We start from the raw sequence: 2,444 nt of genomic DNA, 5'->3' as shown, positions 1-2,444 counted from the left end.
CGCCTCGAGGCGCTCAGCCAGATGGCGCGCGGCCGCTTCGCGCTGAAGGATGTGCCGGGGCTGGAATTTTTCAAGATGCTCGGCACGGGTTCGGACGCGGGTTTCAACCCCAAGCCGAATGTCAACGTCAACGCGATCCTGTGCGTCTGGCCGGACATGGCGACCGCGAAGACGGGGCTGAAGGAAAGCATCACCCATCGCATTCTGCGCAGCCATTCCTGCGAGACCTACACGATCTACCTGACACCGACCTCGGCCAAGGGGTTGTGGTCCGGCGTCAAGCCGCTGCGGGTCACCGAAAAGCCCGACGCAAGCGGCAAGATGGCGGTTCTGACGCGCGCCACCGTCAAGCTGCCCATCGCGCTGCAATTCTGGGCCGAGGTGCCCGAGGTCCAGTCGCGGGTGGCCGAACACCCGAACTGTGCCTTCCATATCGGCATGGCCGAGGTGCCCTGGGTGCAGCAGGTGACCTTCTCGCTGTGGAACGACAAGCGCGCGATGACGACCTTTGCCCATGGCGATTGTCCGCATGGCCGCGCGGTGCAGCATGTCCGCGAAGGCAACTGGTTCAAGGAAGAGATGTATGCGCGCTTCAACATCCTCGAAGAAGAGGGTAGTTGGGAAGGCGGGAGCCCGCTGAAGCGGCTGGATGTATCGAAGCCGGCGCCCGAGACCAAGGCCCAACCCAAGGCCGAGACATCGACGGACAAGGCGGTGCCGGGCACGTCCAAGGCGCCCAGGAAATCGAAAGAGACTGCATGAGACAACCCTTTCCCTTCTCCGCCATCGTCGGGCAGGAGGAGATGAAGCAGGCGATGATCCTCACGGCAATCGACCCGGGGATCGGCGGCGTTCTTGTGTTCGGCGACCGCGGCACCGGCAAGTCGACCGCCGTCCGCGCGCTGGCAGCCCTTCTGCCGCCGATCCAGGCGGTGGAAAGCTGTCCGGTGAATTCGCCCTCGCGCGATCAGTGCCCGGACTGGGCGCACCTGACCTCGACCGCGATCGTCACGCGGCCCACGCCCGTCGTGGACCTGCCGCTGGGCGTAACCGAGGACCGGGTGGTCGGCGCGCTGGACATCGAGAAGGCGCTGTCCTCGGGCATCAAGGCGTTCGAGCCGGGCCTTCTGGCGCGGGCCAACAGGGGCTACCTCTATATCGACGAGGTGAACCTGCTGGAGGACCATATCGTCGATCTGCTGCTTGACGTCGCCCAGTCGGGCGAGAACGTGGTGGAACGGGAAGGGCTGTCGATCCGGCACCCGGCGCGCTTCGTGCTCGTCGGGTCCGGCAACCCCGAAGAGGGCGAGTTGCGCCCGCAATTGCTGGACCGCTTCGGCCTGTCGGTCGAGGTGGTCTCGCCCACGGATGTCGACACGCGGATCGAGGTGATCCGCCGCCGCGACACCTACGAGACCGATTTCGATGCGTTCATGGAGAAGTGGCGCCCGGCCGATGCCGAGCTGCGCGACCGGATCCTTGCCGCGCGGGCGCATCTGAAGACCATGGAAAGCTCGGACGACGTGCTGCGCGACTGTGCGGAACTGTGCCTTGCGCTGGGCTCGGACGGGCTTCGGGGGGAACTGACGCTGCTCAAGGCCGCCCGCGCGCTGGCCGCCTTCGAGGGCGCCGACAAGGTCACGCGCGAACATGTGCGCAAGGTCGCGCCGTCCGCGCTGCGCCACCGGTTGCGGCGCGATCCGCTGGACGAGGCGGGGTCCACCACGCGCGTTGCCCGGGTCGTCGACGAGGTGCTGGGTGAGCCTGCCTGACAATTCCGTCTGGACCCGCGTCGAGGTCGGCCTGAACGCGCTGGCCGTCGATCCGGTGGGGCTGGGGGGGCTGTGGCTGCGCGCGCGGTCCGGCCCCGTCCGCGACCGCGTGACCGAGGCGCTGGGGGGCCTCCCCCTGCCGCTGAAACGGCTGCATCCGTCCATCGGCGACGACCAGCTGTTCGGCAGCATCGACCTGACCGCGACGCTGTCCTCGGGCAAGCTGGTGGAACGGGCGGGCATTCTGGCGGAACCGGCAGTGCTGGTCCTGCCGATGGCCGAACGCACCCAGCCGGGCCTTGCCGCGCGGCTGGCGGGCGCGCTGGACCAGGGGACCGGGCATTGCCTGATCGCGCTGGACGAGGGCGCCGAGCCCGGCGAGACGCTGCCCGAGGCGCTGACCGACCGGCTGGCGCTGCATGTCGATCTGGACGCCCTGCCCTGGGGCGAGACCGACCGGATCGTGCTGGACCAGACCGCACTGGCCGCTGCGCGCGACCGGCTGCCGCGGATCCGCGTGTCGGCGAGTGTGCTGGAGGATCTGACGCTGCTGGCCGTCCGGCTGGGCGTTCACAGCCTGCGCGCGCCCATGCTGGCGCTCCGGACGGCCCGCACGCTGGCCGCGATTGCGGGCAATGACGAGGTTGGGGTGGACGACCTGACCGCGGCGGT

The 2,444-nt window shown here is 68.7% G+C and carries 2 protein-coding genes and 1 pseudogene; all 3 read left to right on the top strand.

Translation table 11 applies throughout. The annotated features are described in order from the left end of the window. Positions 1-762 (top strand): spheroidene monooxygenase (locus tag ENN83_RS10785; RefSeq protein WP_287186868.1); only part of this gene is annotated, 762 nt, incomplete at its 5' end. Next, positions 759-1,772 (top strand): magnesium chelatase ATPase subunit I, encoded by a 1,014-nt coding sequence (gene bchI / locus ENN83_RS10780; RefSeq protein ID WP_287186867.1) that lies wholly within the window; start codon positions 759-761, stop codon positions 1,770-1,772. The genes ENN83_RS10785 and bchI, both read left to right, overlap by 4 nt. Further along, a pseudogene (locus ENN83_RS10775) lies at positions 1,759-2,444 on the top strand (magnesium chelatase ATPase subunit D); the annotation flags it as partial. The gene bchI and the pseudogene ENN83_RS10775, both read left to right, overlap by 14 nt.

Origin of the sequence: Rhodovulum sp. (assembly GCF_011048875.1) — a bacterium.
Classification (GTDB): domain Bacteria; phylum Pseudomonadota; class Alphaproteobacteria; order Rhodobacterales; family Rhodobacteraceae; genus Rhodovulum; species Rhodovulum tesquicola.
The sequence above is the reverse complement of the archived record's forward strand: the minus strand, read 5'-3'. Positions and strand labels throughout refer to the sequence as shown.